Annotated in this window: 22 protein-coding genes; 15 read left to right on the top strand and 7 right to left on the bottom strand. The window is 37.9% G+C overall.

The window, feature by feature from the left end; genetic code table 11:
• Window positions 1–152 precede the first annotated feature (152 nt).
• The 3 genes from ACJJVU_RS11670 to ACJJVU_RS11660 form a co-directional block, all read right to left on the bottom strand.
• Window positions 153–1034, bottom strand: a complete 882-nt coding sequence (locus ACJJVU_RS11670) for an OmpA family protein (protein WP_405225593.1) — start codon at window positions 1032–1034, stop codon at window positions 153–155.
• 72 nt (window positions 1035–1106) lie between these two features.
• On the bottom strand, window positions 1107–2111 hold the full coding sequence (locus ACJJVU_RS11665; protein ID WP_405225590.1) for a glycosyltransferase family 2 protein: 1005 nt from the start codon (window positions 2109–2111) through the stop codon (window positions 1107–1109).
• 48 nt (window positions 2112–2159) lie between these two features.
• Window positions 2160–2615: a type I restriction enzyme HsdR N-terminal domain-containing protein gene (locus tag ACJJVU_RS11660; RefSeq protein ID WP_013749581.1), complete on the bottom strand. Its 456-nt coding sequence runs from the start codon at window positions 2613–2615 to the stop codon at window positions 2160–2162.
• Window positions 2616–2651: 36 nt separating this feature from the next.
• Between ACJJVU_RS11660 and holA the strand changes: the two genes are divergently transcribed.
• Window positions 2652–3656, top strand: coding sequence for a DNA polymerase III subunit delta (gene holA / locus ACJJVU_RS11655; protein WP_298323973.1), 1005 nt, complete (start codon window positions 2652–2654; stop codon window positions 3654–3656).
• 44 nt (window positions 3657–3700) lie between these two features.
• Here holA and ACJJVU_RS11650 read toward each other — a convergent pair whose 3' ends face one another.
• Window positions 3701–4081: a Rid family detoxifying hydrolase gene (locus ACJJVU_RS11650; protein ID WP_298323975.1), complete on the bottom strand. Its 381-nt coding sequence runs from the start codon at window positions 4079–4081 to the stop codon at window positions 3701–3703.
• A 52-nt stretch (window positions 4082–4133) separates the two neighbouring features.
• On the bottom strand, window positions 4134–6899 hold the full coding sequence (locus ACJJVU_RS11645; RefSeq protein WP_405225585.1) for a putative LPS assembly protein LptD: 2766 nt from the start codon (window positions 6897–6899) through the stop codon (window positions 4134–4136).
• A gap of 178 nt (window positions 6900–7077) precedes the next feature.
• On the opposite strand from ACJJVU_RS11645, the gene ACJJVU_RS11640 reads away from it, so the two are divergent.
• From ACJJVU_RS11640 to bshA, 9 genes are all read left to right on the top strand, one after another.
• A complete protein-coding gene (locus ACJJVU_RS11640; RefSeq protein WP_405225582.1) occupies window positions 7078–8205 on the top strand; it encodes an N-acetylmuramoyl-L-alanine amidase in 1128 nt (375 codons plus the stop codon).
• A 67-nt stretch (window positions 8206–8272) separates the two neighbouring features.
• A complete protein-coding gene (locus ACJJVU_RS11635) occupies window positions 8273–9217 on the top strand; it encodes an MlaD family protein (RefSeq protein ID WP_298323982.1) in 945 nt (314 codons plus the stop codon).
• 25 nt (window positions 9218–9242) lie between these two features.
• Window positions 9243–10589, top strand: coding sequence for a 4Fe-4S dicluster domain-containing protein (locus ACJJVU_RS11630; RefSeq protein ID WP_405225579.1), 1347 nt, complete (start codon window positions 9243–9245; stop codon window positions 10587–10589).
• Window positions 10579–10920: a hypothetical protein gene (locus ACJJVU_RS11625; RefSeq protein WP_298323987.1), complete on the top strand. Its 342-nt coding sequence runs from the start codon at window positions 10579–10581 to the stop codon at window positions 10918–10920. Before ACJJVU_RS11630 ends, ACJJVU_RS11625 begins: the two co-directional genes overlap by 11 nt.
• A complete protein-coding gene (locus ACJJVU_RS11620) occupies window positions 10913–11347 on the top strand; it encodes a phosphoheptose isomerase (protein ID WP_013749573.1) in 435 nt (144 codons plus the stop codon). Before ACJJVU_RS11625 ends, ACJJVU_RS11620 begins: the two co-directional genes overlap by 8 nt.
• Before the next feature lie 33 nt (window positions 11348–11380).
• Window positions 11381–12172 (top strand): (Fe-S)-binding protein, encoded by a 792-nt coding sequence (locus ACJJVU_RS11615; RefSeq protein ID WP_013749572.1) that lies wholly within the window; start codon window positions 11381–11383, stop codon window positions 12170–12172.
• 199 nt (window positions 12173–12371) lie between these two features.
• Window positions 12372–12866: an ABC transporter ATPase gene (locus ACJJVU_RS11610; RefSeq protein WP_298323995.1), complete on the top strand. Its 495-nt coding sequence runs from the start codon at window positions 12372–12374 to the stop codon at window positions 12864–12866.
• 147 nt (window positions 12867–13013) lie between these two features.
• Window positions 13014–15935 (top strand): glycoside hydrolase family 3 N-terminal domain-containing protein, encoded by a 2922-nt coding sequence (locus tag ACJJVU_RS11605; RefSeq protein WP_405225573.1) that lies wholly within the window; start codon window positions 13014–13016, stop codon window positions 15933–15935.
• A 93-nt stretch (window positions 15936–16028) separates the two neighbouring features.
• The gene (gene bshA, locus ACJJVU_RS11600; protein WP_405225570.1) at window positions 16029–17159 is read left to right on the top strand and encodes an N-acetyl-alpha-D-glucosaminyl L-malate synthase BshA; all 1131 of its coding nucleotides are present in this window, start codon (window positions 16029–16031) and stop codon (window positions 17157–17159) included.
• Here bshA and ACJJVU_RS11595 read toward each other — a convergent pair whose 3' ends face one another.
• Window positions 17160–17654, bottom strand: a complete 495-nt coding sequence (locus tag ACJJVU_RS11595; RefSeq protein ID WP_298324004.1) for a hypothetical protein — start codon at window positions 17652–17654, stop codon at window positions 17160–17162.
• A gap of 90 nt (window positions 17655–17744) precedes the next feature.
• On the opposite strand from ACJJVU_RS11595, the gene ACJJVU_RS11590 reads away from it, so the two are divergent.
• Complete coding sequence (locus ACJJVU_RS11590) at window positions 17745–20660, top strand: FAD-binding and (Fe-S)-binding domain-containing protein (protein WP_405225567.1); 2916 nt, start codon at window positions 17745–17747, stop codon at window positions 20658–20660.
• 28 nt (window positions 20661–20688) lie between these two features.
• Here the strand turns inward: ACJJVU_RS11590 and ACJJVU_RS11585 are convergent, their stop codons facing one another.
• Entirely contained in the window at window positions 20689–21501 is an 813-nt protein-coding gene (locus ACJJVU_RS11585; protein ID WP_405225564.1) for a UDP-2,3-diacylglucosamine diphosphatase, read from the bottom strand.
• A gap of 172 nt (window positions 21502–21673) precedes the next feature.
• Here ACJJVU_RS11585 and aroC point away from each other — a divergent pair, with 172 nt between their 5' ends.
• From aroC to ACJJVU_RS11565, 4 genes are all read left to right on the top strand, one after another.
• A complete protein-coding gene (gene aroC, locus ACJJVU_RS11580; RefSeq protein ID WP_298324012.1) occupies window positions 21674–22738 on the top strand; it encodes a chorismate synthase in 1065 nt (354 codons plus the stop codon).
• A gap of 132 nt (window positions 22739–22870) precedes the next feature.
• Window positions 22871–24316 (top strand): dicarboxylate/amino acid:cation symporter, encoded by a 1446-nt coding sequence (locus ACJJVU_RS11575; RefSeq protein WP_405225560.1) that lies wholly within the window; start codon window positions 22871–22873, stop codon window positions 24314–24316.
• A 119-nt stretch (window positions 24317–24435) separates the two neighbouring features.
• On the top strand, window positions 24436–25218 hold the full coding sequence (locus ACJJVU_RS11570) for a hypothetical protein (protein ID WP_405225557.1): 783 nt from the start codon (window positions 24436–24438) through the stop codon (window positions 25216–25218).
• A gap of 6 nt (window positions 25219–25224) precedes the next feature.
• Window positions 25225–26043, top strand: coding sequence for a lamin tail domain-containing protein (locus ACJJVU_RS11565; protein WP_405225554.1), 819 nt, complete (start codon window positions 25225–25227; stop codon window positions 26041–26043).
• The last annotated feature ends 175 nt before the right edge of the window (window positions 26044–26218 follow it).

Here is a 26218-nt window from a genome sequence, read left to right as displayed (position 1 = left end):
AATTTTAACATTTAAACGTTTAAATTGTGTCTTTGAGCGATGATTTTGACGTTCAAGGGCACATATTCAAATCTCATTTGTGTTGTTAAACGAAAAAAGCGACTATCTTGCCGATAGTCGCTTTTCTCTGTAAGAGTTATTTAATGAGATTCTTAGTTCCCTTCTTCTACTTGTACATCTTCGCCAGACATGTTCTTCATTTCTTGCTCAATCATATCATAAAATTGATCAATCTTAGGAAGTACATATATCTTAGTTCTACGGTTTGTAGATCTGTTTTCTGAAGTGCTGTTATCTACTAGCGGTACAAACTCGCTACGTCCAGCAGCAATAAGCTGTGCAGGATTTGCTCCTAAGTCTACTAGCTTTCTTACGATAGCCGTTGCTCTTTTAGCACTTAAATCCCAGTTGTCTATAAGAACACCTCCTTTATTATAAGGAACGTTATCTGTGTGACCTTCTACAAGTGCTTCAAAGTTAGGCTTACCATTAATTACCGTAGCAACCTTTCCTAAGATTTCTTCTGCTCTTGAAGTAATGTTATAGCTTCCGCTCTTAAATAATACCTTATCAGAAAGTGATATGAAAACCACACCTTTCTCAACATTGATTTCAATATCAGTGTCATTGATACCTACCTCTTTCTTAAGGCTAGTAACGAGTGCAAGTGTTACACTGTCCTTTTTAGTAAGAGCATCTTGAAGACGGTTAATCTTAAGATCTTTTTCTTTTAAGCTTTCTAGTGACTTTTCTAAGTTAGACGCTCCTTGCTTTGTGAGCATAGTAAGGTCCTTAGAACTTTGGATAAGGTCATTTCTGTCTTTTCTCATTTCTGCAATGCGCTCTTCTAGTGACTTCACACGAGTAGTAGCACTTGCTTTCTCTTCTAGACAAGAATTTAACTTTACCGTAGCAGAGTTCAATAAGTCTTGAGTTTCTTGTTGTCTTGCCTCAAGCGCAGCATATTCTTTCTTAGAAACGCAAGAAGTAAGCAGTAGGGCGCTGGCAATACCAGCAATCAATAATCGTTTCATAGTTTGTGTAACTTTTAAATTTGTGATAAATGTACTAAAACAGCGATGCCATAGATACTTGTTAACAGTAATTTATGGTTTGTTACTTAAGTCCTTATAGGTGTGCTTTTTCTGTACAAAATAACTCCATATAATTGAAGTTGTATCAGCATAACGTCTAGAAGACACTAGGCGTAAGCGTCTTTGTAATAGTGCAGGTATGTGCACATAAAAACTTAAATGAGCCTTCAAGATAGCCAAAAGATGCTTAGGCTGCCCAGAAAACAGAAACTTTAGTGCCGCAATACCATCAAGCACGAGTCTTGAAAATATGATAAATAGCGCTTTAAACCCCTTAATATTCTTTACAACATTAAAGAGCGTATTTCTAAAATTATAAAATGTCTTCTTTGGGTTTGCAGAGGGTAGTGTAGCTCCGCCTAGATGATATACCTCGCTATCACCACAAGCGAGTACACGGTATCCTTTGTTTTTAATTCGCCAGCATAAATCTATTTCTTCCTGATGAGCAAAGAATATTTCGTCTAGTGCTCCCACTTCCCAGAAGGTAGATGATCTTACAAAGAGACAAGCGCCACTTGCCCATTGTACCTCTACGGTAGTATCGTATTGTCCTATATCTTCCTCACAAGTATCAAATAGTCTACCTCTACAATACGGATAGCCTAACTTGTCTAGAAAACCTCCAGCTGCACCTGCATACTCGAAGTGCGTAGGTTTTTTTAAATCTTTAATTTTAGGTTGCGCCGCAGATACTCTAGGATCGTCAAAAAGAGCAATCATAGGTGCTAGCCAGCCCTTAGTCACTTGCACATCACTATTAATGAGTACATAGACATCTGCCTTTATGGTTTTAAGTGCATCATTATAACCCTTTGCATAACCACCATTTTCTGCATTCTTTATAATGTGAACGCTCGGGAAGTGTTCTTGCACGTAACCTACAGAGCTATCTGTACTTGCGTTATCGGCTACATAAATAGTTGCGAGGTCTTCACTATGCTCAATAATAGTGGGAAGGAATCGTTCAAGTAGTTCTTTTCCGTTCCAGTTTAAGATGACGATGGCTATGTTCACACTACAAATAAAAGGTTTTTATGGGATTCCGCTTTCGCGAAAGCGTACTTATTTTACTTCTCGCTCATAATCTGGGAGCGATCGCAAGAAGTCATAACGCTCTGCTACTGTGTCTACTTGGCAATAATAATGTGAAAGTCCGTTGCTCACCATCAAGTAATCTGCTTGTAATTGCAAATTATAACGGGCTATCTGATCAAAGGTTTCTTGGGTAATTTTTATAGCAGGAGCTTTACACTCTACAATAAGTAGGAGGGAGCCATCTTTATTAAAAATGACAATATCATAACGCTTGCGCGTATTACCTACTTTTATTTCTTTCTCAACATTAATAAGGCTTAGCGGATATCCTTTTTCAGTCAGGAGCCATTGTAATATGTGTTGTCGCACCCATTCTTCGGGAGTGAGTACCAAGAACTTTTTACGAATGACGTCAAAAATATACCGTTTGTTTTCGCTACTTTTGAGTCTGAAAGAGTATGCAGGAAAAGAGAGTTGTTGCATACCACAATAGTACGAGTTCTGCAGGAAAACCCAAAGGTGAAGCACGCAAAAAACATAGTTGAAGACATTAAAAAAGGAATCATAAAACCCATTTACTTTTTAAGTGGGGAAGAACCTTATTTTATAGATCAAATCTCAGATTATATAGAGCATAATCTACTAGATGAAGCCGAAAAAGGCTTCAATCAAGTGGTGCTTTATGGTCGTGACGTGACCATAGAAGATATTGTGAGCAACGCAAAGCGCTATCCTATGATGGCAGAACGCCAGGTAGTGATTGTAAAAGAAGCGCAAGATCTGTCACGCCAGATTGAGAAGCTAGCCGCTTATGTAAAAAACCCGCAGCCTACAACAGTGCTGGTGGTGGCATATAAATATAAGAAGCTAGACAAACGTAAAGCACTCGCAAAAGCCTTAAAGGAATACGGAGTTCATTATGAAAGTAAGAAACTCTATGAAAACCAAGTAGGCGACTGGTTGCGTCGCGTGCTTATAGATGAGGGATACCATATCCAACCTAAAGCGGCACAAATTCTAGTAGACTATCTAGGGAATGACTTAGGGAAAGTAATTAATGAGCTCAATAAGTTGATGCTTATTTTACCTAAAGGGAGCGAGATTACACCACAAGCCATCGAGGAGAATATTGGGATAAGTAAGGACTTCAATATTTTTGAGTTACGTAAAGCAATCTCAGAGAAAGATATTGTGAAGGCACAGCGCATTGCACAATACTTTACACAGAATCCTAAGGATAATCCGCTGGTCTTAACAGTGAGTCAGTTGTTTAGTTTGTTTGCGAGTATTCTCAAATATCACGGACTTCCTCAAAAGGATAAGACTACGGTAGCAAGAGCACTGGGTGTCTCGCCTTTTTTTGTAGATGAATATATTACTGCAGGTCGCAATTACCCTATGAAAAAAGTAAGTGCTTGTATCTCCTTGATAAGAGAAGTAGATGTAAAGAGTAAAGGGGTAGGAGCGAGTGCTTTTGCAAGTAACGACTTACTAAAAGAGCTGCTTGTAAAAATCATGAATTAAGATTTTACAAGCAGCTCTCAGAATTATTTGAAGTGTAGGTTAGCTTATTCAGCAGCGATAACACTTATTTCTACATTCACATATTTAGGAAGATTTGCCACTTCTACTGTTTCTCTTGCAGGAGCTGTAGCTTCATCAAAGTACTTTCCATACACACTATTAATCTTCCCGAAGTTTTCCATATCGCTAATGAAGATGGAAGTCTTGACCACGTTTTCAAAAGTCATTCCAGCTTCTGTAAGAATCGCTTTGACGCTTTGCATAACAAGTTCAGTCTCTTCTTCTATACTTCCTTTAAAAAGCTCACCAGTTGCCGGTATGATAGCAATCTGTCCGCTAGTGTATAGCATTCCGTTTACTAATGTTGCCTGGTTGTAAGGGCCTATTGGAGCCGGAGCATTTAATGTTGTGATTATTTTTTTCATGAGTAATGGTATTTGTTACGCTTTCGCGAAAGCGTGATTATACATTTCGTACTTATAATTGTTGATCTGGCGTACGGCGTTTGTCGTATTTAATATCACTAAGTAAGTTACCAGTAATCCCGATAAAGAAATTCCAAGAAGTTCTACTAGGATCTGAATTTACAGGAGGAACCCAGCTGAAACGCATGTTCCAACTCTCAAGATCACGCGCAAAATTAAGTGAGGTAAAAGTGATACCTGGGTTTGCAAGATCATATCCAGTAGATCCACCCACAGTCCATCTATTTCCTAATTTTACGTCTCCGCTTATTACGATAGAGTGAGAGCTTACATCGTTTTGACGTGCATTGTTTGCGTATCCTACTTGATACCCAAAGCGTAAATTCCACGGAATTTTAAACCTATAAAATTCAATCTCTTTTTCTTCTTCGTCTTCTGGCTCTCGATTTCCCGCGTTTGTGTTTCCAGTAATGTCAACGCCTTTTCCTAATAAATCATCTGGGCGTCCACCACCTGCAAAGGTTTCGTTTTCTGTGCGATCTTTATTTACACCCGCCTTAGCATCTTTGTCAAAATCTCTACTAGAAAAACTGTACCCAAAACTCGCCTGTCCGCTGGTAAGTCTAAAGAGACTACCACCATTATTTATGTTAAGCGTGTTTATTCGCTGGTTTGCACTATTAAGTGCATAGAGATCTAAGTTTGCACTAAAGTTTACGTCAAGCTTCTCTTGTAAAATAGGAACAGATCCGTTTACAGAGATAGGTGATAACTTAAGGTCATCTGCAGCAAAGTTATAAGAGGTCCTAATGTTGAGGTTATTGATAAGCTTTATCTTCTTGGGCTCTGTATCTGTGCTATCCTTACTCCGTACTTTTGCTTCTAGTGTGTTTGCAAGACTAAATGAGAGCGAATTAGAAACGCGATTACTAGGAGCACCAAAGAATCCTCCGTCAAATCTTGAATACTCTACTTCTACATTTTGAGGATCTGTCACATCATTAGGATCAGGTCGTGTGTAGGTCTCGTAAAACTGATCAAAAGCCGGAGTATATGACCAACTTAATGATGGTCGTACTACGTGACGTATGGTTTGAATCTTGCTAGTTTCCTTAAAATTAAAAGTTCCGTAAACGGTCGTTCCTAAGCTCAATCCACCTCTGTAGGTTCTATAGGCATCAAAACCGTTTACTGTATCTCGTACTACAGCATTGGTTTCTTCATCAAAACGTTGATCTATCGTTTTAAATACCCAACTTTCCTCAAGACTACCGCTTACCGAAGCACTGATGTAGTTAAAAAGTTTAAAGTTGGTTGCAATAGGGATACTATGTCTTATTCCAGTTTCTGCACCTTCAAACATGGCAGCAGTAAAAAACTCGTCGTCGTTTGTTCTAAAGCGGTTATCTGCTCGTAATGCATAACTCAAGTTTACATTCTTAATAAGCCCTTTCTTAGACCCAGACTTACCAGCAAAAGGATAAATCCTATCTACGTTAAGTTGGGTAGAGGGAAGTGACATCGTGATTTCTTCCGTTCGTGAGTTTTGACTGTGAGTCGCAGCAACCGTTAGATTCACAGGGACTGTACCAGGGAACGTGCGTGAGTAGGAAACAGAAGAGCTAAAGTTGTTATTTAAGAAGTTACCTGTATTGGCCTGGTTAAGTGATTGTCTATAAAAGTTACTACTACCTAAGTTTACAGAGGCCGAAAATCTACTGTTAGGGCTAGATTTGGTGTCCTGACTGTGATTCCAGCGTATGTTATACGTATTAGTCTCAGAAAAGTCTGGAAGACCACGCTCACTAAACAAAATACGCTCAGAACTGAAACTAAACCTACCGTTGTACTTGTAACGCACCTTATAATCAGTGTCTGCTCTAAAGGCATAACTACCGTTTGTATAATAATCACCTGTAAGTGCTAGATTAAAATACTCACTAAGCGCAAAATAATATCCACCATTTGTTAGTGAGTATCCACGCTCTCTACTTTCTCCTGGTCCAGGTAATATAAAGCCAGATACGCTAGTTTCCTTTTCCATAGGGAAAAAAGCAAAAGGTAAACCTATAGGAGTAGGAACATCTGCGATGTACATATTAGTAAGTCCTGCAACAAGTTTTTTACCAGGTACAAATTTTACTTTACGAGCGAGAAAGTAGTATTCTGGATTATCAAGATCTTCAGAGGTAGATATCTTTACATTACTCATAAAGATCACAGAGTCATTTACTCTTTTACTACGTTCTGCTTTTAAATTTATTTGCTGTCCGCCAGCTTTTTCAACGCGCGAACCATAAATAAGAGCTCGTTGCGTATCAAAATTAAACTTTATGGAATCTGGCTTTACTTCGTTAGGACCTTGAACGAAATAAGGTATTTGAGAGTAATTTCCAGCAGAATCTTTTATTCCTCGAGCAAATACGGTGTTAGTTTCATAATCGAGAATGATTTCACCGGCATTTATTTTCATGTCCTCATATACAATCTCTGCCTCATTATAAAGGTAGATTTTCTTTTTACGTTGTGATATGCGCTGGTAGTCTGTTGCCTTGTAAACAACCTTGTCTGTAAGGGTTTCTGGCTTTTGTTTTATAGAATCTTGTATTGTTTTGGTAGTATCTTCTATAGCAACTACGGTAGGAGTGATGGAATCAAGCCTAGCAAAACCTTCAGTTGCAGATTGAATCAACGTAGTATCCCTTGCAGGTACGCGTCTGGCATCATTCTTGGATGGGAGTTCCTGTGCACTTGCCGTAAGCAATGGTAGCAAGCAAAGAGAGAGTACAATAAGAAAGTGTGCAGTTTTTGTTTGCAATGCGATTAGCCTATTTTTGTGCAAATAATTATCAATTAAAGTGTCAAAATTACGTATATTTTTTTCGGCTACAGCCCTAGAATTACAATTTTGAAAATAACAAGCGTGTAATGCACGTTACCTTATTTACAGAGATCAATTTAATACCTAACGTTCAAAAGAGTCATATTTGATATAAATGATGCGTAAAAAAAACATATTTAATATTTATTTAACAACTGTACTGCTTGTAGTGAGTTGTTTTTCAGGCGCTTTCGCGAAAGCGCAATCCAGTAATTCTTCTAAAAAATTCAAGGTTGTTCTCGATGCTGGACACGGTGGAGGTGATAGTGGTAACCGTGGAAACGGATATTACGAAAAAAATATAGCTCTCAATGTAGTCTTGGCTCTAGGGAAAGAATTAGAAAAGCAATCTGATGTAGAAGTGATTTATACTAGAAAGACAGATGTTTTCTTAGAATTATGGGAACGAGCAGATATTGCAAACAATGCAAATGCAGATCTTTTTATAAGTGTACATTGTAATTCCCACTCCTCACAAGCTAAAGGAACGGAGACTTTTGTACTTGGTATAGACGGTAACGCAAAGAATATGGCTATCGCCAAAAAAGAAAACTCGGTAATCTTACTTGAGGAAAACTATGAAAAGCGATATGCAGGTTTTGATCCTAATAGTCCAGAGACGAGTATAGGCCTTGAGCTTATGCAAGAGGAATATCTTGATCAAAGTATCAACCTAGCAAGCTTTGTAGAAAATGAATTTACAGGTAGCGTGAAGCGCAGCAGTCGCGGTGTGAAGCAAGCTATATTCTGGGTGTTGCACAGATCTGTAATGCCTAGTGTGCTTATAGAAACAGGTTTTCTTACTAACAATGAAGAGGGAAAATTCTTAAACTCTACTGCTGGTCAAGATAAAATGGCAAAGGCAATTAGTAAAGCTGTTACTAATTATAAGAAGAGTATACAGATGAACGAGCGTGTTGAGATTGCAAATCCTGTGATTGTAAAAACTACGACTCCTACTGCGACACCTAAGTCTAAGGTAGTAGAGGGTGTGACCTTTAAAGTACAACTTGCAGCGAGTAAACGTAAACTAGAAACTAAATCTTATAATTTTAAGGGTCTTAAGTCTGTAAGTCGTTCTAAAGATGGCCGTTTGTATAAGTATTATTATGGCGCAACCTCAGACTACAACTTAGCTCGTACACAATTACAAGAAGCAAAAAATAAAGGGTACAAAGAGGCTTTTATCGTATCATTTAATAAGGATAATATCAAAGTGCCACTCAATCAAGTGTTAAATTAGTCTTATACGTTAGGACTGCCTTTAACAATTGACCTACATTTGTTTTAACCAATAAGCATCTTATTTAATGTCTAAAGAAATAAAAACCGCCATTCTAGTTATCGCAGCACTGCTGCTTGTAATATTTGGCTACAACTACCTCAAAGGCAATAATCTTTTAGATAAGAGTAAAATACTTTATGCAAAGTATGATAATGTAGAAGGTCTTGCACCATCATCTCAAGTAACTATTAATGGATTGCCAGTAGGTAGAGTAATGTCTATAGACTTTGCAGACAGTAGCGGTAAGCTCGTAGTTAAGTTTGTAGTGGAAAAGGATTTTGAGTTTTCAAACAATAGTCTTGCTAGAGTATATGGGGGAGGACTCATAGGCGGTAAATCGCTTGCGATTGTCCCTTCTTACGAAAAAGGAAGAAATGCTAAGTCTGGAGATACCTTACCTGGTGAAATGGGTGAAGGGATCATGGAACTTGTAAATGAACGACTTACGCCACTTCAAAACCAAGTAGAAAAAGTTATAGGAGATACAGATTCACTATTAGTTAATGTGAACTCAGTATTAGATAGAGATACAAGAGCAAACTTAAGAGATGCCATCGCAAACTTTACAGCAGCTTCTCGTGAGATGAAAGGGATATCTAAATCTGTAAATGGATTGCTAGCATCTAATCAAGATAAATTAGATCGTACGATTACTAATCTAGATAAAATGAGTGGCAACTTCGCTACATTATCAGATTCGCTCTCTAAAATTCAAATGGGTACAATGGTTGCAGATTTAGAGAAAACCATCGCAGATTTCCAAGAATTGTCTAATAAGTTAAATTCTCCTGAAGGAACCGTAGGTAAACTTTTGAATGATGATCAACTTTACTTAAATTTGGATCGTACAGCAAACCAGATGGGAGATCTTCTTCAAGATATGAAGCTTAACCCAAAACGTTATGTACATTTTTCACTCTTCGGGAAAAAGCCAGGAGAGTATACTCCGCCTAAAGATTCGTTACAGTAGGCGCGAGCTTAACTAACGAATTTATATGCAATACGTACAAAACATCATTTTTCTCATTGTTCTAGTTTTAGGAGTTGGTTTTTTTGTTAAAAACATCAAGAAACTTCTACGTAATATTAATCTAGGAAAGGACGTAGATCGATCCGATAACAAGCCAAAACGCTGGCGAAACATGGCAAAAATTGCCTTGGGTCAGTATAAAATGGTAAAGAGACCAGTTTCTGGAATTTTACACGTAGTTGTTTACGTAGGTTTTATCATTATCAATATTGAAGTCCTCGAGATTATCATAGATGGACTTTTTGGTACTCACAGAATTTTTAGTTTTCTAGGCGGACTTTATGACTTCTTAATTGGAAGTTTTGAGATTCTTGCATTTCTAGTACTTGTTGCCGTAATTATTTTCTGGCTTCGTCGTAATGTGATGAACATAAAACGATTCTTAAGTCCAGAACTTAAAGGATGGCCTAAGTCTGACGGTAACATCATCTTATATTTTGAGGTGGTATTAATGGGTTTATTTCTTACAATGAACGCCGCAGATTTACAATTGCAAATGATGGGAGCAGATCATTATGCTTCGGCAGATGGTAGTATTACAGGTGCATTCCCAATAAGTAGTTTTATTGCTCCACTTTTTGACGGAATGTCAATAGGCGCACTTGTTATTGTAGAGCGTGCTGCATGGTGGATACACATTGTAGGTATCTTGATTTTCTTAAATTACCTATATTATTCAAAGCACTTACATATTCTTTTAGCATTCCCAAATACTTGGTATGCTAAGCTTAAACCACAAGGAGAGTTTGATAACCTTAAAGCGGTAACAGACGAGGTAATGCTTATGATGGACCCGGATGCAGATCCTTTTGCAGCGCCAGCCGAAGGTGCTGAAGAAGCTGAGGTTGGAAAATTTGGAGCAAGTGATGTGACAGATCTTAACTGGGTGCAACTTATGAACTCATATAGCTGTACAGAATGTGGTCGTTGTACAAGCGAATGTCCTGCAAACCAAACTGGAAAAAAATTGAGCCCTCGTAAAATCATGATGGATACACGTGACCGTCTGGAGGAAGTAGGTAAAAATATAGATGAAAACAATGGAGTATTTGTGATGGACAACAAGCAATTGCTTGATGATTATATCACAAAAGAAGAGCTTTGGGCTTGTACTACATGTAATGCATGTGTAGAAGCTTGTCCTATAGGTATCGACCCATTAAGTATTATTGTTGATATGCGTCGTTACATGGTAATGGAAGAAAGTGCAGCGCCTACAGATTTAAATAACGCGATGACAAACATTGAGAATAATGGAGCGCCATGGCCGTTTAACCAGATGGATAGAGGTAACTGGATTAATGAAGCATAGATATTTTATAGTTGTAGGGTTATTGTTAAGTTTCGCTTTCGCGAAAGCGCAATCTCCTACAAAGAATTATAAAATTGATAGCTTACAATTTAAAATGTACACGCGTCTTTTTGTAAATGAACAGTTACAAGTAGATAGTGTTACCGTAAAAAAGATTTTTTGTGATTATTGTAGTGACTCTCAAATGGGTGTGCTACGTGAAGAAGCAATGAGGCAATCCCTTATAGAGCGCTATAATCCAAAGTATAATAAACCAGGAGAACACAGACTGGCACTTTATGTGAGATTTAGTAAAGAAGATTTTAAGAATTTAAACGACAACCATGAATAAAGAAGACGTAGACAAGATGTTAAGTGAGAAACTAGAGGATGGTGAACACGTAAGTCCGGTGCTTCCAGAGGGAGTCAAAAATTACTTAATTGACATAGATGGTACCATTACAGAAGATGTTCCTAATGAGGAGCCAGAACGTATGGGTACATGTGAGCCATTTCCAGATGCGCTTAAAACATTAAATAAATGGCATGATGAAGGTCATATTATTTGCTTCTTTACCTCTAGAACAGAAGAGCACAGAGCAGTTACTACAGAATGGCTTAACCGTCATGGGTTTAAATTCCATAGCTTACTTATGGGGAAACCTAGAGGAGGTAACTATCACTGGGTAGATAATCACTTAGTAAAAGCAACTCGTTACAAAGGGAAGTTTACAGACCTTATCGAGAAGAAAGTAACTATTGAAGTTTTTGAAGATTAATTAAATACCGTTTTTTACACGGAATACAAGAATATGAGCGAGACACTTAAAGTACCCACTATGGCCGAGTATGTGGCGCTAGGAAAACAACCAGAAGTATTATTTTGGGTAGGTTGTGCAGGAAGTTTTGATGATAGAGCAAAGAAGATAACAAAGGCTTTTGCACGTATCTTAAATAAAGCAAATGTAGATTTTGCAGTATTAGGAGCAGAAGAAAGCTGTACTGGAGATCCAGCAAAACGTGCTGGGAATGAATTTTTATTCCAGATGCAAGCTGTGACCAACATTGAAGTGCTTAACGGATATGAAGTTAAGAAAATAGTAACGGCTTGTCCTCACTGTTTTAATACTCTCAAAAATGAGTACCCATCATTAGGTGGAAATTATGAAGTAGTACACCACACGCAATTTTTAAAGTCATTATTAGACGATGGCCGCCTTACGGTAGAAGGAGGTAAGTTTAAAGGAAAGCGTATCACTTTTCATGATCCTTGTTATTTAGGTCGTGCAAATGGAGTATATGAGGCGCCAAGAGATTTACTACGTAAGCTTGATGTAGAGCTTGTAGAAATGCGTAAGTGCAAGACTAACGGTTTATGTTGTGGAGCTGGTGGAGCACAAATGTTCAAAGAACCAGAGCCAGGAAATAAAGACGTTAACATAGAGCGTACGGAGCAAGCACTCGAGGTAAAGCCTGATATTATTGCTGCTGGGTGTCCTTTCTGTAATACAATGATGACAGACGGAATAAAAGGTAAAGAAAAAGAAGGTAGCGTCGAGGTAATGGATGTTGCCGAAATGATAGCTTCTGCCGAAGAATTATAGAGGCTATGAATGATAAAGACAAACCTAGTCAGAAGCCGGATTTGTTCGATAAGTTCGTTCATATTATAGCTACTCCTGGCAGTATTGTACTCCTTATAATTATTGTAAGACTCACATATCGATACTTGAAGTACGATAGTTTTAGTTTATTTTAAAGCGGATTAATTTCCGCTTTTATTTTAAAAAAAAAAATATAAAAATGCTTGTAGATTTTAATTCACTTTCTGACTCATCAAGAATCTGGTTATATCAATCTGATCAAAAATTTACAGAAGAACAAGTAGCTCAACTAGAGAAAGATATGGCTACTTTTTTAACAAGCTGGACAGCTCACGGAGCAAGCCTAAAAGCTGGTTTTGAGATTAAATATGACCGCTTTATTGTGATAGGTCTTGACCAGTCTGAAGCTGCTGCAACAGGATGCTCAATTGATAGTCAGGTTCGTTTTATCATAGCGCAGCAAGAGGAGCTAGGTGTAGACTTACTAGATAAAATGAATGTGACCTATTATCAGAATGATCGTATTCATTATAAAACACTGCTTGAGTTTAAGAAGATGGTTAAAGATGGTGCGGTAAGTAAAAACACTATAGTTTTCAATAACCTTGTTGCAAATGTAGGTGAGTATAAAACTAATTGGGAAATTCCAGCAATAGATAGCTGGCATTCTCGTTTTCTCAAGAAGGGTAAATAGAAGTGACTTGAAGGTCTTAAGATGTTGTTAAGATTTGCACGCTTTCGCGAAAGCGTACCTCAAACCCTTTACTTTTATATTAGAATGTAATAAGCGCTATCTGGCGTCGTTATTGCAGTCGTTTCTACAACTTAAAATATTGCATTTATGGCGCCTAGACGCATTATTACCATATTATTTTTCTTATTTGTTTCCGTAATTTCTTATGCTCAAGAGCGATACCCGCTCTATGCAAATGACATTATTGCGCAGCGTAAATGGGTAGATTCTGTTTATATGCAAATGACGCCAAAGGAACGCGTGGGACAGTTATTTATGGTTGATGTGTTCTCTAGTGATCCTAAGGCTAAAATTGATAAAATTAAAAAGCTTATCAAAGAAGAACACATAGGCGGTCTTATATTTTCTAAGGGTGGGCCTATGCGTCAAGCAAAACTCAATAATGAGTTTCAAGACCTTGCAAAAACGAAGCTTCTCATAGGGATGGATGCAGAGTGGGGACTTGCGATGAGATTAGATAGTACCTACGCCTTTCCTTGGAATATGACGCTAGGAGCTATACAAGATAATAATATCGTAAGGAAAGTAGGAAAGCGTATAGGAGAGCATTCTAAGCGTTTAGGAGTACACATTAACTTTGCCCCAGTGGTTGATATCAATATCAATCCAGCAAATCCTATTATAGGAAATAGATCTTTTGGCGAAGATAAAATCAACGTTACAGAAAAAGCAATTGCCTTCATGGAAGGAATGCAAGAAGCTGGAGTCTTAGGAAGTGCAAAACACTTCCCAGGTCACGGTGATACAGATAAAGATAGTCACAAAACGCTACCTACACTCAATTTTACCAAGGAACGTCTGCAGAGTGTAGAGATGTATCCATATAAGCCAATTATTGAGAATGGTATTGCGAGTATTATGGTTGCACACCTTAATGTGCCAGCTCTCGTACCAGAAGTGGGAGTGCCTACAAGTATCTCACCTACTATCGTGACAAAAATGCTTAAGGAAGATTACCGCTTTCACGGTTTGATATTTACAGATGCTTTGAATATGAAAGGCGCTGCAAATTTTAAAGAACCTGGAGATATTGATCTTGCAGCTTTTGAGGCAGGAAATGATATTTTATTGATAAGTGAAGATGTACCTTCTGCATCTGCCAAAATTATTAAGGCTCTTGAGTCTGGTAAGATTACAGAAGAGAGACTAGCACACTCGGTAAAGAAAATTTTATATGCTAAGTATAAAGTGGGCTTAAACAAATACAAACCCGTTGTCACAAAATACCTTCTTGATGATCTTAATGCACGTATTGATGACGTGGTTTATAGTGAAGCTATAGAAAATGCAATAACCGTTACTAAGAATAACAATAATGTGCTTCCTGTAGTAAACATTGACCAAAAGAAGATTGCTTATTTAGGCTTAGGTGATGATGACGGATCTGCATTTAAATTTCAACTACGCAAGTATGCACAGGTGGATGAGATAAAATCTAAAACACTTGAAGCGGCTCAGAAGGCATTAGAAGATTATAATTATGTTATCATAGGTTTTCACAGATCTAATGCAAACCCTTGGAAATCCTATAAATTTTCGGCAGAAGAAATTAGATGGATTACAGAGATAGCAAAAACTAAAACTGTCGTTTTAGACCTTTTTGTAAGACCTTATGCAATGCTAGATTTGCAAAATAGCGCAGATATTGAGGCTATAATTCACAGTTATCAAAATAGCCAGCTAGCCCAAGAAAAAAGCGCCCAACTTATTTTTGGAGCCATACCTAGTAAGGGAAGGTTGCCAGTGTCTCTAGGTAAAACGCCTATAAGAACCGGTTTACAATCTGGAACATTAAGAAGACTTTCATATGGAATCCCAGAAGAGGTTGGTCTTAATGCAGACACGCTTAACATTAAAATTGATTCCCTTGTAAATCTCGGAATCAAAAGAGCTATGATGCCAGGTGCTCAGGTACTAGTGGCCCGTCGTGGTAAGGTGATTTACGATAAAAGCTTTGGATATCACACCTACAATAAAAAGCGTGCTGTACGTCCAGAAGACATGTATGACATCGCTTCTATGACAAAAATACTCGCTTCTTTACCTTTATTGATGGAGCTTGAGAGCGAAGGATCTATTGATTTAGAGGATAAATTAGGCAACCTGATACCTGCACTAAAGGGGAGTAATAAGGCAAATATCACGCTCAAAGATGCGCTATCACACTATGGTCGTTTCAAGGCATGGATCCCTTTTTATATCAGCACGCTAGATTCTGTTACAAAAAAGCCACTTGATGATTATTACAGCACTGCATACTCAGAAAATTATAATATCAAAGTTGCCGAAAAAATGTACCTGCGTACAGGGTACGGTGATACACTAGTTAAGAAAATAGCAGATAGTGATCTTCGTTCTAGACTATCTTATAAGTACAGTGACCTTCCTTATTATTTGATGAAAAAATTTCTAGAAGATCACTACAATGATAATCTTGATGAAATTACAAGATCACACTTTTATAACGCATTAGGAGCAAACTTTACAGGCTACCGACCATTGCGAAAGTATGCCAAAGATATGGTTGTACCATCAGAAAACGACTCTTACTGGCGCAACCAGAAAGTACAAGGCTATGTGCATGACATGGGAGCAGCCATGCAGAGTAATATGGGTGGTCATGCTGGTTTATTTTCAAACTCAAATGACGTTGCCAAAATGATGCAAATGTATCTTCAAAACGGATACTACGGTGGTAAGCGCTACTTTTCAAAAGAGACCATGGATCGCTTTAATACTTGTTATTACTGTGATAATAATGTTAGACGAGGTGTAGGTTTTGATAAGCCACAATTGAGCGGTGGTGGTCCTACTTGTGGTTGTGTGCCTATGACGAGTTTTGGGCACAGCGGTTTTACAGGTACATACACTTGGGCAGATCCAGAAAACGAACTTGTCTATGTCTTTCTATCAAATAGAACATTCCCCACAATGGATAACCGTGCACTCATAAAATCTGGTTTGAGAACCAAGATTCAAGAAGTCATTTATAATGCTTTAATTGATTAAATTTGAAGTGCTATTTGTATACTCGTATTATAAGTGATATGATGTGAGTACGCTTTCGCGAAAGCAAAAAAGAAATCTACCAAAAATCCTGTTATGAAAATTGCAATTGTCTGTTACCCAACCTTCGGAGGAAGTGGAGTAGTAGCAACAGAACTAGGAATCGCTTTATCAAAAAGAGGTCACGAAGTACACTTTGTAACGTACAAGCAACCTGTGCGCCTAGCTTTATTAAATGACAATATTCATTTTCACGAGGTAAACGTTCCAGATTATCCGCTTTTTCATTATCAGCCATATGAGCTAGCACTTTCTAGCAAGCTGGTAAAAATTATCAAGAAAGAAAAAATTGATATTTTACACGTACACTACGCGATTCCTCACGCATATGCAGGATACATGGCAAAGGAAATGCTCAAGCAAGAAGGAATTCATGTACCTATGGTAACGACGCTACATGGTACAGATATTACTCTTGTAGGTAGTCACCCATTTTATCGTCCGGCAGTAAGTTTTAGTATCAATAATAGTGATGTGGTAACTTCAGTTTCAGAAAGCTTAAAGCAAGACACACTGAGACTCTTTGAAATAACAAGAGAAATAGATGTGGTACCTAATTTTATAGATTTTGGTGCAGTAACAGACACTTTTACAGAGTGTCAGCGTGATTTAATGGCAAATGAAGGGGAGCGTATTGTTACGCATGTGAGTAACTTTAGAAAAGTAAAGCGTATCTCAGACGTGATTGAGGTGTTCTATCGTTTACAATTAGAAATTCCTTCTAAGCTACTTATGGTAGGTGAAGGCCCAGAAAGAGAAGCAGCAGAAGAGCGCGTAAAAGAACTAGATATAGAAGATAAAGTGCGCTTTTTAGGAAACAGTAATGAAGTAGATAAAATCTTATGTTTTTCTGATTTATTCCTTCTGCCATCTGAAGCAGAAAGCTTCGGACTTGCGGCGCTAGAAGCTATGGTAAATCGTGTACCTGTGATTTCAAGTAACGCAGGCGGTATTCCAGAAGTAAATGTAGACGGAGTGACCGGTTACTTATCTAACGTAGGTAACATTGCAGATATGGCTCAAAACGCCATTAGAATCTTAGAAGATGATGATACGCTTGAGAAGTTTAAAACAAACGCAAGAAAAGAAGCGGCCAAGTTTGATATACAAAACATTGTGCCGCTTTATGAATCTCTTTATAAGAGAGCTTTAGAAAAAGTCTCTTAATTAAAATAGGTAACGGATTCCTAACGCTACGTCAAATTCAAGACTATCGTCAAAGTCATTTAATATCCCTACTTCTGGTCTAAAATCTAGAGATAATAATAATGGGATATCAAAACGGTACTCAATACCTATATCTCCAGCCGCGTTTACAAAAAACTCATTGTCATCATCGTCAAAAAATGGAGCGTCGTTATCAACATCAAAAGCACCTACAGATGCACCTACACCTGCATACCAGTTAAAACCGCCATCAATGTTCCATACCCATTGGTAAATTCCAGTTCCTTTTACTGCATCAAAGTTGTTTCCAGATCTCCAAGCTAGTCCTAATTCTAGTCTGTTGTTTTCACTTAAAGCTCTTTGGTAATTTACTTCTGTGCTAAATCCGTCGTTGTCTCCAATTCTCAATCCTATTGCATTAGGAGAGATTTCTTGAGCATAAACTATCCCACTTAATCCTAGAAAAAGTAGGGCAATAACTAGTGTTTTTTTCATTGTAATTGTTTGTTTGAATTGGCAAAACTATTGGTAATTATATAGTCATAACGTTAAGGGCTACATAAAGTTTTAGTTACTTTTATCTTAATGGAAATTAGTTTGAAAAAATTAGAAATCGAGTTTGATGGAGAGTTACATGTAGATCAACTACATAAAATTATCTATGCAACAGATGCATCTGTTTATCGCAAGATTCCGCTTGCTGTTGCCTTTCCTAAGACCGTAAATGATATAAAGGTGTTATGCGCTTTCGCGAAAGCGCAACACATCACCCTTATCCCAAGAACGGCGGGAACCTCGCTTGCTGGGCAATGTGTGGGAGATGGTATTGTGGTAGATGTGTCTAAGTATTTTACAGAGATTATTCATTTTGATATAGAAAAGCAGCAGGTAACCGTACAACCTGGTGTTATAAGAGACGAACTCAATTTGTTTTTAAAGCCCCATGGTTTGTTTTTTGGGCCAAATACGTCTACTGCAAACAGATGTATGATAGGTGGAATGGTGGGAAATAACTCATCTGGAACCACCAGTATCAAGTACGGTGTTACAAGAGATAAAGTTGTTCGATTAAAGACAGTATTGTCTGATGGTAGTGACGCTATTTTTGAAGAACTGGATGCAGTTGGCTTTCGCCAAAAATTGAACCTTGACAACTTGGAAGGTTCCATTTACAAAAGAACAAATGATTACTTTTCTCAAAGTATCGTTCGCAATGAGATTAAAGAGCAGTTTCCCAAACCCGAAATCCATCGCCGAAATACCGGTTACGCACTTGATGAAATCGCTAGTACCGCACCATTTGAAGAGCATGGAAAACCTTTTAATTTCTGTAAACTATTATCTGGGAGTGAAGGTACACTTGCATTTACCACAGAAATTACCTTGCAGTTAGATGTGTTGCCACCTGCTTATGGCGTTATGGTTGCAGGGCATTACAAGGATTTAGATTCATGTTTACAAGCTGTAGTCCCTGCTATGAAGCATGATCTGTATACTTGTGAGATGATGGACAAGGTGATCCTAGATTGTACTAAGAACAATCGGGAGCAAGAGAAGAATAGATTTTTTATAGAAGGTGATCCGGCAGCAATTCTAATGTTTGAACTCAGAGATCAAACCATAGAAGGCGCTCGAGAACAGGCGAATAGACTTATTGATCAATTAAAGCTAGAAAGCGATGGGTATGCGTACCCTATCCTAGAAGGTCATGAAATTGCTCAAGCAATGGACCTACGCAAAGCCGGCTTAGGTCTTTTAGGTAATATGATAGGTGATAGAAAGGCCGTTGCATGTATAGAAGATACAGCGGTAGCGCTAGATGATCTTGCGCCATATATAAGTGAATTTACTGCGCTCATGAAAAGACATGAGCAAGATGCCGTGTACTACGCCCACGCTGGTGCAGGAGAAATACATTTACGTCCTATTCTTGATCTCAAAACGTCACAAGATGTAGCGCTTTTTAGACAGATAACTACAGATGTAGCGCATCTAGTTAAAAAATACAATGGCTCTATGAGTGGCGAGCATGGAGATGGCATCGTGCGCGCAGAGTTTATCTCTATGATGGTAGGTGATGAGAATTATGAGGTAATGAAAGCTGTAAAAAAAGCTTTTGATCCCCATCAAGTATTTAATGCTGGAAAAGTAATCGATGCTTTCCCGATGGATGAAAGCTTGAGGTATGAAGTAGATCGCAAGGAGCCAGCGGTAGATACACTCATGAATTTTGAGGATAACCAAGGAATTCTTAGACTTGCCGAAAAGTGTAATGGAAGCGGCGATTGTAGAAAATTACCAAGTGCAGGAGGTGCGATGTGCCCTAGTTACAGAGCAACAAGAGATGAGAAGGATACAACAAGAGCAAGAGCAAATGCTTTAAGAGAGTTTCTAACTACATCAGATAAGTCAAATAAATATGACCATACAGAATTAAAGGAGGTCTTTGACCTTTGCTTAAGTTGTAAGGCCTGTGCTAGTGAGTGCCCTAGTAATGTGGATGTAGCTACATTAAAAGCTGAGTTTGAGTATCAATATCAGAAAGCTAACGGGAGCAGTCTTCGTACAAAACTATTTGCAAACACGACAAAAATCAACAAACTAGGAGCATTTTCTCCTAGAATATATAATACACTTCTTAAAATAACTGCAGGTATAGCAAAAGCTAGCTTGGGCATAGCACCAGAGCGAAGTCTACCTTTATTAAATGTATTTTCAGATCCTTTAGATGTATCTGGTATAGCTCATACTAGTGTCAATCAGAAATTGAAAAGTGAAACTAAAGTCATTTTATATATTGATGAGTTCACTCAGTATCTGGATGGAAACATTGGTCAGGATGCTTTAACGCTGTTACGTCGCCTTGGTTATGAGGTGGAAGTTGTGACTAACCATGATAGTGGACGCTCTTACATTTCAAAAGGATTTCTTGAGGAGGCTAAGACACTAGCAAATAAGAATATTGAACTATTCAAGGATTTAGCTGAAGACACTGTAATTCTAGGTATTGAACCTTCGGCTATTTTGTCATTTAGAGATGAGTATCTAAGGCTTGCAGATGATGTGGAGGTTGCCCAAAAGCTTTCGGCACAATCATTTTTAATTGAAGAGTTTTTACATAGTGAAATCAAACGAGGGGTTATTACCTCCGAGCAATTTTCGGCGAAAGCCAAAAAACTAAAAATACATGGTCACTGTCACCAGAAAGCACTTTCCTCAGTGTCACATACTTTTGCCATTCTTAACCTTCCTTTAAATTACACTCCTACTATTATCCCTTCGGGTTGTTGTGGTATGGCTGGTAGCTTTGGGTATGAAAAAGAACATTATGCGGTGAGTATGAAAGTGGGTGAGCAAACGCTATTTCCTGCTGTAAGAAAGGCTAGTGATGACACCATTATTGTTGCAAATGGCACAAGCTGTAGACATCAAATAAAGGATGGTACTGCACGTGTAGCTTTGCATCCTATAACGGTATTAAATGATGCGCTTTTAATGTAATTTTCAATAAAGCTCTGACTGAAATTTATTAGTTAAAAATATCTGGTTGGAACATGCTAGGCTCAAGGAGAACTTTTGAAGTATTGTTACGCTTATTATTTCGGTTTTCTCTGTAGTAATTGAGACTCCATTTGCTATTATTATATTCTAGGTAGCTCAAATTTTCTATCCAGTCACCACTATTTAAGTAGAGTGTAGTTCCTTTTTGATTATGCACTAATCGCTTTGCGGGTTGATGTATATGACCGCAAATAACGTAATCAAATTTGTTTTCTATAGCGAGATCTGTGGCTGTTGTTTCAAAATCATTGATAAACTTCACTGCTCCTTTTACACTATTCTTAATCTTTTTTGAGAGAGAGTATTTCTCTCTTCCCATACTTATAAGCCATTTGTTAAGAAGCCTATTAAAGAGAATTAAAAAGTCATAACCCCAGCCGCCTAGTTTTGCAATCCATTTAGTGTGCTGTATAGAAACATCAAAAACATCACCATGAAAAAACCAAGCTTTTTTACCATCTAGATTAAGCACAAGCTTATCTATAAGGTGTATATTTCCCATAGTAGCATCACTAAATTTTCTAAGCATCTCATCATGATTACCTGTGATGTAATACACGTGAGTTCCCTTAGAAGCAAGTGTTATTATTTTTTTGATGACTTTGAGATGCTCTTTAGGGAAGAAACGTTTTCTAAACTGCCAGATGTCAATGATATCACCGTTTAAGATGAGTATTTCTGGTGTGATAGAATTTAAATATTGGATGACTTCTGCAGCGTGGCAGCCATAAGTGCCTAGATGTATGTCTGATAGTACAGCAATTTCTACGGGTCTTTTCACCGAGATTGTTTTGCTTGTAAGATCTTTAGAATTTTAGATAGGGTGGTAAATTAGACGTTAAGAAGTATAAAAGTTATAGTTATTTAATAGAGACCAAGTTAATTAATCATTAAGTGAGTTTTTAGCTTTTGATTATGGCCTTTTCAATTTACATTTGTTAAAAACACATACGATGGCAGGTAATACGTACGGAACTATATTTAAGGTCACAACTTTTGGAGAATCACATGGCAAGGCTATAGGTGGAATTATAGATGGATGTCCTGCCGGTTTGAGCATTGACTTTGATGCGATTCAGCACGATTTAGATCGTCGTAAGCCTGGTCAATCTAAGATTGTAACGCAACGTAAGGAACCAGATACCGTAGATTTCTTATCAGGAATTTTTGAAGATAAAACCACGGGAACACCTATTGGGTTTCAGATAGTAAATACAAATCAGAAATCTAAGGACTATGGTCATATTAAAGATACCTACAGGCCTAGTCACGCAGATTACACCTATGATAAAAAGTATGGGAACCGTGATTACCGTGGCGGAGGAAGATCTTCGGCAAGAGAAACTGCCAGTCGCGTTGTAGCTGGAGCCATTGCAAAACAATTTTTAAAGGGCATATCATTTCACGCATTTACAAGTGCTGTGGGAGATTTATCTATGGATACACCATATCAAGATCTTGATTTTAGCGAGATTGAAAAAAATGATGTGAGGTGTGCAGATCCCGCTTTCGCGAAAGCGTGTGAAGAAAAAATTAAAGAAATAAAAAAACAAGGAGACACCATAGGAGGTGTGATTACTTGTGTGATACAAAATGTGCCTGTAGGTCTTGGAGAGCCAGTTTTTGATAAACTTCATGCAGAGCTAGGAAAAGCAATGCTATCTATAAATGCTGTAAAGGGATTTGAATACGGAAGCGGTTTTGAAGGAGCAACTATGAAAGGAAGTGATCATAATGATCATTTTAATACAGATGGAACTACTAAAACTAACCTGAGTGGCGGTGTTCAAGGAGGTATTTCTAACGGGATGGATATTTACTTTAAGGTAGCATTCAAGCCAGTTGCAACTGTAATGCAAAAGCAAGAGACTATTAATGCAGCCGGAGAAGTGGTAGAAATGCAAGGAAAGGGAAGGCACGATCCGTGTGTGGTACCTCGTGCAGTGCCTATTGTAGAGGCGATGGCAGCACTTGTAATAGCAGATTTTGTACTACGAGATAAATCTATTAGATTGTAGAAATAAAATTGCGAGGAATGGTAAGTAGTAAAGCTGTTTGCCTCTGAGGGATTTATAGTATTTTGAAATAAATTTAAACATCACATATTCAACTCACTAGTTGGGTTTTCATTCAAGAAGGAACTACTACCTATGAAAAAATTAGCACTACACTGGAAGATTATTATTGGTTTAATTTTAGGTGTGGTTTGGGCACTGGTGTCTTCTTCGGTAGGATTGAGTGATTTTACTATTAATTGGATTGCTCCTTTTGGGACTATTTTTATTAATCTTTTAAAGCTTATTGCAGTTCCTTTAGTACTGTTCTCTATCATCGCTGGAGTTGCTGGTATAGGTGACCCTTCTAGTTTAGGTAGAATGGGTGGAAAAACATTGCTAGCATACCTCATCACAACATTACTAGCGGTAGGACTAGGATTAACACTTGTAAATATTGTTAAGCCTGGAGCGCTTGTAGATCAAGAAAGCCGTATAGATAATAGAATAAGTTATGAGCTGTGGGCTCAAGAACAAGGTGTAGAGATTAAAGATGGTGTAAATTATTTACAAGATCCTCAGTTTATGGAACGCGCTGGACGTGTAAACGAACTAGTAAAAACAAAAGGAGAGGACGCTACCGTTGCAGAAAAAATGAAAACTGCAAATGCCACTAAAGATGCAGGCCCTTTACAGCCTCTTATAGATCTCGTACCTCAAAACTTCTTCAAAGCACTTACTGATAATGGATTAATGTTGCAAATTATCTTCTTTGCCATATTTTTTGGGATTAGCTTGCTGTTTATTCCTAAAGAAAAGTCTGGACCAGTCATTAAACTAGTAGATAGTGTGATGGAGGTCTTTTTAAAGATGGTAGATTTTGTGATGCAAGCTTCTCCATTTTTTGTATTTGCATTACTTGCTGGTGTCATAAGTAAGATGGCAGGTGACGACATAGGAAAAGTGGTAGAAATATTTAAAGGACTCTCATGGTACTCACTTACAGTGTTCTTAGGCTTAATGCTTATGATATTTGTAATGTATCCGCTTATTATTAAAATCTTTGTACGTACCATTCCTTATAAAGGTTTTTTTAAAGCAATGGGTCTTGCGCAAACTACAGCTTTCTCTACCTCAAGTAGCGCCGCGACACTTCCTGTAACGATGGAGTGTGTAGAGGATAACTTAGGAGTAGATAAGAAAATAACAAGTTTTGTGCTTCCAATAGGTGCTACTGTAAATATGGATGGTACAGTTTTATATCAAGCTGTAGCAGTTGTTTTTCTTGCACAACTTCACATGATTGATCTTACGATAGGGCAACAACTTACTATTGTACTCACGGCGACACTAGCCTCTATAGGATCTGCAGCGGTACCTAGTGCAGGACTTGTGATGCTAATTATTGTCCTAGGTTCTGTAGATTTAAATCCAGCTTGGATTGCGATTATCTTTCCTGTAGACCGTATTCTTGATATGTGTAGAACGGTGGTGAATGTTACTGGAGATGCAACGGTTTCTTCCATTATTGCAAAAACGGAAGGAATGCTTAATTATGATGATACTGTAAATCCAGACGACGCCTTTAATCCTGATAAATAGGTAGTTAGGCGAAAAGTTGGCTTAAAAAATGTTTGTAGGGGAAATCTTCATTATTTTCATAATCCCAGACTACTATATTGTAAGTTAGATACTTAGCTGTGATATTTAAAATCATAGTTATGAAAGTCTTTATGTTTTCTTTGTTGCTACTAGCAACTTCATTTTTGTATGCCCAAGTTGGTATAGGAACCACTACACCCTCTGATGCTGCTATGCTCGAAATAAGTGGTGTTACTACAGCTGGTGCTTATAAAGGGTTTATACCTCCTAGAGTAGCAACTACGGCAAATCAAGCAAGTATCGCACCTACTACTACAGATATAGGTCTAATGGTTTTTGTAGAAGAAACTGGCTGTTTAGACTTTTGGACAGGCACAGCATGGGAAAGTATTTATTGCTCTGGAGGACCCTCAGACATTTGGATCAATGAATTTCATTATACAAACAGTGGGACAGATGTAAATCAGTTCATAGAAATCGCTGGTCCTGCTGGTTTAGATATCTCTGGTTATTATTTAGTGAGATACCGAGCAGATACGGGACAACCGTATGCAGCCATCCTAACACTTTCAGGAACTATAGATGATGAAGAAAATGGCTTCGGAGTGATCTCTGTAGATGCTAGCAATCTAAGAAATGACACTAGTGGCTTTGCGCTAGTAGGTCCGGACGGTAAAGTGATACAGTTTTTGAGTTATGAAGGAACTATCACAGCTACTGGTGGACCAGCAAACGGACTTACATCAATTAATGTAGGTGTAGTAGAGAACACAAGTACAACAGCAACACAATCTATACATCTTACTGGATCAGGTAATTCTTTTCTAGATTTTGCTTGGAGTACAAGTGCCGCAGGTCAAAGCACAGCAGGTGTAAAGAATGTAGGGCAAACTTTTAATTAGAAGATTATGAGTTTTTCAAAACAGTGTTTGTGTGTAATTGGAGTTATTTTCTATTCATTTGTTGTAGTAGGCCAAGTAGGAGTAGGTACAAGAAACCCCTCAGAAAAGTCGATGCTTGAAGTAAGTAGTCAAGTAGATGGTGCTGGAGCTTATTTAGGTTTTATGCCACCACGAATTCCATCTGATGCAGCTAGAGATGGTATACCAACAACTATCGCAGATAAAGGTATGATGGTTTATGTAGAAGCTACTGGATGTATTGATATTTTTAATGGAGAATTTTGGGGACATATAAAGTGTGCTTCAGAAATTCCTGTGAGAACAGATATTTGGATAAATGAAATACACTATGATAATGCGGGAGTAGATGCAGGCGAATTTATAGAGGTCGCTGGTGTTTCGGGACTAGATATAAATGGATATTCTGTGGTGTTATATAATGGAAACAGTACGTCTCCATATAATACTGTAGTCCTTTCCGGTCTTATAAGTAACGACACTGGTAATGGTTTTGGCTTTACAGTTATTAACTATCCACCTGGTGGAATTCAAAACGGCGGAACATCTCCTGATGGTATCGCACTTGTAAATCCTGCTGGTAAACTCATTCAGTTTTTAAGTTATGAAGGTGCGTTTACTGCTACGGCTGGAGTGGCAGCGGGAATAACTTCTATAGATATAGGAGTAGAAGAAGAAGGTACAAATCCCGCAGGCGAATCTCTACAACTTACAGGTGGGCCAGGTAATATGTATGCCAATTTTAGCTGGACAACTTCTGCTACTAGTACTCCTGGAGCAGCAAATAATGGTCAGAGTTTCAATTAAGGATTGATTATTAGAGTTCCTTATAAACTGCTAAACTCAAAATTATTTAGAAAATACACAACGGTAATGTATTAAATAGGAAACGCTGTCTAGAATCTTAATTAGAGGGTAAGAGTGTAGTTCATGGAATCATTGTTTACTCATATTGATCCATTTCATTTATGATTGTTACAGT

The sequence above is a fragment of the Dokdonia sp. Asnod1-B02 genome, from assembly GCF_045063955.1.
Taxonomy (GTDB): Bacteria; Bacteroidota; Bacteroidia; order Flavobacteriales; family Flavobacteriaceae; genus Dokdonia.
Note: the sequence above shows the minus strand (reverse complement) of the source record. Positions and strands in the feature narration are given on the sequence as shown.

Coding starts and splice junctions, on each gene's coding strand:
- ACJJVU_RS11670 (WP_405225593.1), bottom strand. CDS start 1,034: ATGAAACGATTATTGATTGCTGGTATTGCCAGCGCCCTACTGCTTACT.
- ACJJVU_RS11660 (WP_013749581.1), bottom strand. CDS start 2,615: ATGCAACAACTCTCTTTTCCTGCATACTCTTTCAGACTCAAAAGTAGC.
- ACJJVU_RS11650 (WP_298323975.1), bottom strand. CDS start 4,081: ATGAAAAAAATAATCACAACATTAAATGCTCCGGCTCCAATAGGCCCT.
- ACJJVU_RS11640 (WP_405225582.1), top strand. CDS start 7,078: ATGATGCGTAAAAAAAACATATTTAATATTTATTTAACAACTGTACTG.
- ACJJVU_RS11635 (WP_298323982.1), top strand. CDS start 8,273: ATGTCTAAAGAAATAAAAACCGCCATTCTAGTTATCGCAGCACTGCTG.
- ACJJVU_RS11630 (WP_405225579.1), top strand. CDS start 9,243: ATGCAATACGTACAAAACATCATTTTTCTCATTGTTCTAGTTTTAGGA.
- ACJJVU_RS11625 (WP_298323987.1), top strand. CDS start 10,579: ATGAAGCATAGATATTTTATAGTTGTAGGGTTATTGTTAAGTTTCGCT.
- ACJJVU_RS11620 (WP_013749573.1), top strand. CDS start 10,913: ATGAATAAAGAAGACGTAGACAAGATGTTAAGTGAGAAACTAGAGGAT.
- ACJJVU_RS11615 (WP_013749572.1), top strand. CDS start 11,381: ATGAGCGAGACACTTAAAGTACCCACTATGGCCGAGTATGTGGCGCTA.
- ACJJVU_RS11610 (WP_298323995.1), top strand. CDS start 12,372: ATGCTTGTAGATTTTAATTCACTTTCTGACTCATCAAGAATCTGGTTA.
- ACJJVU_RS11605 (WP_405225573.1), top strand. CDS start 13,014: ATGGCGCCTAGACGCATTATTACCATATTATTTTTCTTATTTGTTTCC.
- bshA (WP_405225570.1), top strand. CDS start 16,029: ATGAAAATTGCAATTGTCTGTTACCCAACCTTCGGAGGAAGTGGAGTA.
- ACJJVU_RS11595 (WP_298324004.1), bottom strand. CDS start 17,654: ATGAAAAAAACACTAGTTATTGCCCTACTTTTTCTAGGATTAAGTGGG.
- ACJJVU_RS11590 (WP_405225567.1), top strand. CDS start 17,745: ATGGAAATTAGTTTGAAAAAATTAGAAATCGAGTTTGATGGAGAGTTA.
- aroC (WP_298324012.1), top strand. CDS start 21,674: ATGGCAGGTAATACGTACGGAACTATATTTAAGGTCACAACTTTTGGA.
- ACJJVU_RS11575 (WP_405225560.1), top strand. CDS start 22,871: ATGAAAAAATTAGCACTACACTGGAAGATTATTATTGGTTTAATTTTA.
- ACJJVU_RS11570 (WP_405225557.1), top strand. CDS start 24,436: ATGAAAGTCTTTATGTTTTCTTTGTTGCTACTAGCAACTTCATTTTTG.
- ACJJVU_RS11565 (WP_405225554.1), top strand. CDS start 25,225: ATGAGTTTTTCAAAACAGTGTTTGTGTGTAATTGGAGTTATTTTCTAT.